5 protein-coding genes are annotated in these 6,029 nt (G+C 72.2%); 3 read left to right on the top strand and 2 right to left on the bottom strand.

Annotated features, from left to right (window positions below; all coding sequences use genetic code 11):
• Positions 1 to 334 precede the first annotated feature (334 nt).
• Together coaD and ACF061_RS24900 are read left to right on the top strand one after the other, a co-directional pair.
• Positions 335 to 760 (top strand): pantetheine-phosphate adenylyltransferase, encoded by a 426-nt coding sequence (gene coaD, locus ACF061_RS24905; RefSeq protein ID WP_392269166.1) that lies wholly within the window; start codon positions 335 to 337, stop codon positions 758 to 760.
• A 223-nt stretch (positions 761 to 983) separates the two neighbouring features.
• A complete protein-coding gene (locus ACF061_RS24900; RefSeq protein ID WP_392269165.1) occupies positions 984 to 1,628 on the top strand; it encodes a CBS domain-containing protein in 645 nt (214 codons plus the stop codon).
• A 201-nt stretch (positions 1,629 to 1,829) separates the two neighbouring features.
• Here the strand turns inward: ACF061_RS24900 and ACF061_RS24895 are convergent, their stop codons facing one another.
• On the bottom strand, positions 1,830 to 2,069 hold the full coding sequence (locus ACF061_RS24895; RefSeq protein WP_392269164.1) for a hypothetical protein: 240 nt from the start codon (positions 2,067 to 2,069) through the stop codon (positions 1,830 to 1,832).
• 214 nt (positions 2,070 to 2,283) lie between these two features.
• Here ACF061_RS24895 and ACF061_RS24890 point away from each other — a divergent pair, with 214 nt between their 5' ends.
• Complete coding sequence (locus ACF061_RS24890; RefSeq protein ID WP_392269163.1) at positions 2,284 to 3,639, top strand: histidine-type phosphatase; 1,356 nt, start codon at positions 2,284 to 2,286, stop codon at positions 3,637 to 3,639.
• 239 nt (positions 3,640 to 3,878) lie between these two features.
• On the opposite strand, the gene ACF061_RS24885 is transcribed toward ACF061_RS24890, so the two are convergent.
• On the bottom strand, positions 3,879 to 6,029 hold the full coding sequence (locus tag ACF061_RS24885; protein ID WP_392269162.1) for a bifunctional serine/threonine-protein kinase/ABC transporter substrate-binding protein: 2,151 nt from the start codon (positions 6,027 to 6,029) through the stop codon (positions 3,879 to 3,881).

Genomic DNA, 6,029 nt, shown 5'->3' with positions numbered 1-6,029 from the left:
CGCCGCAGCGCCGGCCTTCTGCCCCACAGCACCCTGAAGGTCTACGACAACGCCGGCCACGGCCTCTACGTCACCCACGCCGACCGGCTCAACGCCGACCTGCGCGAGTTCATGACCACGACCTGAACCGGACCGGCGGCCACGACACACCGGCACCCGCGGCGCCGCTGACCCGGCCGGTGTCCTGAGCCGAGACCGCGCAGCGGCTGTCCTCGGCGCCGAACGGCCGGCGAATGCTCGTGGCTGGATGTTCCTCCTGTCAGGCGTGATCTCGCCGGTTCGGCTGCCCTCGCGCTTCACTACCGGGAGCGGCCACTTGTTACTCTTTGCTGTCATGCGAGCCCTCTTCCCAGGATCCTTCGACCCGGTCACTCAAGGGCACCAGGACGTACTCCGGCGAGCTGCCCTCCTGTTCGACGAGGTCGTCGTGTGCGTGATGGTCAATCCGAACAAGACCGGCCGCTCTCCCATCACGGAACGGCTGGACCGGCTCCGCGCGGCAGCAACCGGCTTGAGCAACGTCACGGTCGACTCCCACACCGGCGGCCTGCTGGTCGACTACTGCCGCCAGAAGGGAATCGACGTCGTCATCCGCGGAGTCCGCGGCGCTTCCGACCTGGACCACGAAATTCCGATGGCCCGCATGAACCACGAACTGGCCGGAGTCGAAACGTTCTTCATCGCCGCAGACCCTGCCCTGGCCCACATCTCCTCCACCCTCGTCACCACGATGGGACAACATGGCCGTGTCCCCGAATGACGATTCGAGCGAGCTTCTTCCAGCGGGTGGGGGCGGCTACGCGCCGGCCACGCGGTGAGCGGCCCGCTGGACGCCGTCCTGGGTCAGTCGGCCGTCCCCGCCGGGACGAACGCCACTGGTCACCGGAGCAACGCGGTGTTGTCATGGGTAGGGAGACGGGTGTGGACGAGCAGGCGGGGAGGCCGCGGTCACGCCCCGTCGCGAAGTGGAGGAGGCCGATGCCATGCCGCACCGCCGCACTGTCGGTGACGTGATGACCGAGGAGGTCATCACCCTCCGCCCCGACACACCGCTCCACGAGATCGCCGCCTTGCTGGACGCCAACGACGTCGCCGCGGCCCCGGTCGTCGACGACGAGGGCGTTCCCATCGGCGTCGTGTCCGCGTCCGACGTGCTGCGGCACGAGACCGGCATGCCCGATCCGCAGGGGCGGGACGGGGACGACGAGCACGCCTGGGGCAAGGCTCGGGCCCGGACCGCGGGCGCGCTCATGAGCAGGCCCGTCTTCACCGCCCGTGCTGACTGGACGATCCCCCGGGCCGCGCGGGAACTCCGCAGCCGGCACGTCAAGCAGCTGCCGGTGGTCGGCGACCACGGACTCCTGACCGGCATCGTCAGCCGCAGCGACCTGCTGGACACCTTCATCCGCTCCGACGCCGAGATCCGCGGCGAGGTCGAGCGGGACGTCCTGGGGCGCATCCTCGGTCTGGAGAAGGGCGCCGTCGCGGTCGATGTCCGGGACGGCGCCGTCACCCTGCGGGGTCATGTCCCGGATCCGCGTCTCGTCCCGGTGGTCGTGGGCCTGTGCCAGGGCGTCGCCGGTGTCGTCGCCGTCGACGCCCACCTTGCGGCCGTCCGGACGGACTAGGCGGGCTGTCCCGGGCAGATGCAGGCCTTCTGGGTCCGGTGTGGATCCGGCGGTACGGTGAGGCCGCGTGCAGGACCGCTCCCGTCGAGCCGCCGCTGCCGGGGCGGGTCCGGCCGTTCGGAGGACCGCGCCTCTCCCGGGTCCTCCGATGGGGCTGACGGCGTGGTGATCCAGGTGCCGGCGGAGGCGGCCGCGGCCTGATCAGAGCATCGCGAGCGCTTTGTCCATACGCCGTGACGTGCCCTTGTGGGTGACCCGTCTGCTCAGGGTCTCCGGTTCCGTCCGCGCTGCCCGGTCCCCGAGCAGAGCCAGCGCGACGATGCCCGCCTCGGCCACCTGAGGCGAGCGGGGAGCGTCTTTGGACCGGTGGTCCAGAGAGGTCTCGACGAGGCCGACGAGGGCAGGGACGGTGTCCGGCAGAGGCGGAAGGAGGGAAAGCATCCAAGCGAGTCCACGGAGCGCGTGGGAGTTGTAGGGGTCGAAACACGCGCGCCCGGGACAGCCTGCCGGTCAAGATCCAGACGCAGCATCGTCGGCCCCCTTGGGCGGCTGAACCACACGAAGGGCTCACCACGTCCGGCAGAACAGCGTGGGGATCAGTTACGGCAACCTCAGGGCCGGCCTCCGTTCACCCGCACCGATCAAGCTGCGCCTCATGAAACGGGTCGCCCCTGTCCTCGCCCTCGCTCTGTCCGCGCTGCTCGCCGCCTCGGTGCCCGCCCACGCCACCGGCTCCCGGTCCCTCGACAGCTACGGGACCAAGGCGTCGTACGAGCCGCAGCAGAACGTCCGCAGCTACCAGCACGCTCCCAGGGGCTACGTCCCCGTCTTCATCGAGACCGTCTCCCGGCACGGCTCGCGTGCCGCGACCAGCAGCAAGGACGGCGACCTCATCCTCGGGCTGTGGGACCAGGCCGCCGACGAAGGTCAGCTCACCCCCGTCGGCAAGCGGTTCGGGCCCGACGTGCGAACGCTCCTTGCGGCCATGGACAAGATCGGCTACGGGAACCTGAGCGGGCGCGGCGAGCAGGAGCTGCGGGGCGCCGCCGCACGCATGGAGCAGCGCCTTCCGGACCTGTTCCGTCGGATCGCCGAGGACTCCGAACCCATCGACGTCGTCAACTCCGGCGAGGCACGCGCCGTCGCCAGCGGGAACGTGTTCGCCGGCACCCTCGCCGCTGACGCCCCCGCCCTGAAGCCGCTCATCCGGCCCGCCCGGTCCGACAGGGACCTGCTCTACTTCCACAAGTCGGCCGGCGGCGCGGCCTACCGCGACTACATCGACCACGACCAGCGGCTGGCCGCCACCCTCAAGGGCATCGCCGATCAGCCCGCCACCGGGCAGGCCGCTCGCAGGATCCTGGAGAAGATCTTCAAACCCGCGTTCGTCCAGCGCATCGCGGACGGCGAGTTCTCCTCCGTCGCCTCGGACGTCGACGCCGCCCAGGCCGTCTACGACCTCTACGCGATCGCCCCGGCCATGAGCGCCGAGACGCCGGACGGCCGCGCCCTGCCCATGGAGCGCTACATCGCGCCGCGCGACGCCGCATGGTACGGATACCTGAGCGACGCCGAAGACTTCTATGAGAAGGGCCCCGGCTTCGCGGACAACGACATCACCTACAAGATGGCGGACGTCCTGCTCGACGACTTCTTCGATCAGGTCGAGGCCAAACGCGACGGCACGAGCACACTGGGCGCGGAGCTGCGCTTCACGCACGCCGAGGAGATCATCCCGCTGGCCGCACTGATGGGCCTGCCGGGCAGTACCGAAGCGGCGACGCCCGACCGGCCGTACGCCTACGCCGACAACGCGTGGCGCGGGGCGTCCGTCGCCCCCATGGCCGCGAACATCCAGTGGGACGTCTTCCGCAAGGGCAACACCTACCTGGTACGCATGCTCTACAACGAGAAAGAGACCGCCTTCAAGCAGGGCTGCCGCCCGGTGTCGAAAGGCAGCACGTTCTACGACCTGAACGAACTCGAACGCTGCTTCGGCCGCACAAGCTGAAAGGACCACACCAGCGGACTGCCGAGTACCTCCCGTACGCCTCCCCCTCCTTCGAGGCGTTCCCCGCCCTCGCCGGCACCGGGCCCCAGGCCCCGGAGCCGGGCCGACCGCCGCCGTCCAAGCCGTCGCCGCCCTGCTGACCCACCAGCGGACCGCCGACCTGACCCGAACACGCACGACGTGACCGTCCGGTCCCGCCGAGACTCACGACGCCTCACCGCCTGCCGTGCACGAGCTCGTCAGACCTTCGCCTCCTGGTACTGGCCCAGGAAGCGCGGCGTCCCGTGCTCCACCCGCCACAGGAACAACCCGGGTTCCTCCTTCGCCTGTCCGGAGTACGTTCGGAAGGCGATCGTCCGGGTGATGCCCCGGTACGCCATGGCCCGCAGCCGGTGGGTGAGGTTGCCCTGGTCCACAGAGCCCGTTCCCACGGTGGCGAGGACCTGCGCGACGAGACCGAGGGCGTCGTAGGCCTCAGCCGCGCCCCAACCGACGCTCTGGACGCCGTACCGCTTCTTGAACGCCCGTACGAAACCGGCGGCCGACGTCAGGCGGGCCGGGTCCACGAACGTCGCCGAGAAGACCCATCCCTCGGCCGCCGCGCCGGCCGCGCTCAGGAACTCGGGTGTGAGGACGGCCTGGGTCGCCGCGGGGGTGCCGGTGAACCCCGCCGCCCGTAGCGCCCGTGCGCAGGAGGCGGCGCGCCTCGGGGAGTCACCGCAGTAGACGACGGCCTGGGCGCGTGCCGCGAGGGCGGCGGCGACGGCGGGGCCGAAGTCACCGGTGTCGGCGGCGATCCGGTGCCGGGTGACCGTGCCGTGGGACGGAGGGCTCTCGACCAGGGGGTGGGCGATCAGCCAGCTGTAGTCCCGGGCCGCCTGGTCCTCGACGAGAAAGGTGCGGCGGGCCGGGCGCAGGCTGGTGAGATAGCGGACCAGGGGCGCGCCGATCGCGGAGTCGGAGGGGCGCAGCTGGAACACGGACGACGTGGGGTTCTTCGTGTCCACGGCGGCGTACAGGGCGTCCGAGCCCGCCCAGGCCGTCACCATCGGCAACAACGCCTTCTTGTAGGGGTCCTCGGCCGCGAGGGCCGTGGCGTCGGACGTCGGCCCGATCACCGCGCACACTCGGCCGTCCGTGACGAGGCGCCTGGCCACCTCCTTGGCCCGGTCCGCGTCTCCCGCGTCGTCGAGGACCGTCAGGACCAGGTCGAAGCGACGGTCCGCGCGCGCGTTGTGCTGTTCCACCGCAAGCCGGACGCCGCGCTCGACCGAGGTACCGAGCGCCTTGCCGGAACCGGAGAGGTCGGCCTGCACGGCGACGGTACGGCGCGGGCGGGAGGTGGCGCGGGGCGGCCCGTTGCCGCGGCCGGTCAGCCAGGCGGCCGTGGAGCCGCCGGCGGCCAGCACGACGGCAGCCGCGCCGCCCAGAGCCAGCAGACGCCGGCGGCTCGGCGCGGCGGACGGCTCGGCCACCGGTGTCCCGGGCGCCGTGGGCCGCTCGGGCTCGGGCAGGTGCAGCACCTGGGCCGTGCGTTCGGCGATCACTGCGGGCAGCCCGGGCGGCAGCCAGTCGTCGGTGCCGAAGTCGCCGAGCCCGGCACGCAGTTCCGGCACGGTCGGACGGGCGGCCGGGTCCTTGGCCAGACAGCGGGCGACCAGGATCCGCAGGCCGTCCTCCGTGATGCCGTCGAGGTCGGGGTCCTCGTGGACGGTGCGGAAGATCACGGCGGGGGCCACTCCGCCGCCGAAGGGCGGCCGGCCGGACGCCGCGTAGGCGAGGACGCAGCCCAGGGAGAAGACGTCGCTGGGCGGGCCCACCCCCTCGTCGCGGGCGCGGGCCTGTTCCGGCGAGAGGTAGCCAGGCGTGCCGATCACCACGTCGGTCGCCGTCAGGGCGGTGGCTCCGCCGGCGCGGGCGATGCCGAAGTCGATGAGGCGGGGCCCGTCGAGGGCGAGCAGCACATTGCCCGGCTTGATGTCGCGGTGCACCAGTCCGGCCGCGTGGACGGCGGCGAGCGCCTCGGCGAGCCGCGCCCCCAGCGCCCGTACGGTGTCCGGGGGCAGCGGCCCGTGTCCTGCGACGGTCTCGGCGAGCGAGGGCCCGGGGACGAAGGCGGTCGCGATCCAGGGTTCGGCCGCCTCCGGGTCGGCTGCCGTGACGGGCGCGGTCCAGCGGCCGTCGACCCGCGCGGCGGCCTGTGCTTCGCGGCGGAAGCGGGCCCGGAACCCCGGATCGGCGGCGTGCTCGGCACGGATCACCTTCAGGGCGACCAGGGCACCGCCCTCGGACCGGGCGAGATAGACGACGCCCATGCCGCCCGCGCCGATCCGCGCGAGCAGGCGGTACCCGCCGACCGACTCCGGGTCCTGAGCGGTGAGGGGACGCAC

The organism is Streptomyces sp. NPDC015220 (assembly GCF_043079345.1).
Classification (GTDB): Bacteria; Actinomycetota; Actinomycetes; order Streptomycetales; family Streptomycetaceae; genus Streptomyces.
The sequence above is the reverse complement of the archived record's forward strand: the minus strand, read 5'-3'. Positions and strand labels throughout refer to the sequence as shown.

What these genes read in the sequence shown, in the direction of transcription:
- coaD (WP_392269166.1), top strand. Translation starts at nt 335, where the DNA reads ATGCGAGCCCTCTTCCCAGGATCCTTCGACCCGGTCACTCAAGGGCAC.
- ACF061_RS24890 (WP_392269163.1), top strand. Translation starts at nt 2,284, where the DNA reads ATGAAACGGGTCGCCCCTGTCCTCGCCCTCGCTCTGTCCGCGCTGCTC.
- ACF061_RS24895 (WP_392269164.1), bottom strand. Translation starts at nt 2,069, where the DNA reads ATGCTTTCCCTCCTTCCGCCTCTGCCGGACACCGTCCCTGCCCTCGTC.
- ACF061_RS24900 (WP_392269165.1), top strand. Translation starts at nt 984, where the DNA reads ATGCCGCACCGCCGCACTGTCGGTGACGTGATGACCGAGGAGGTCATC.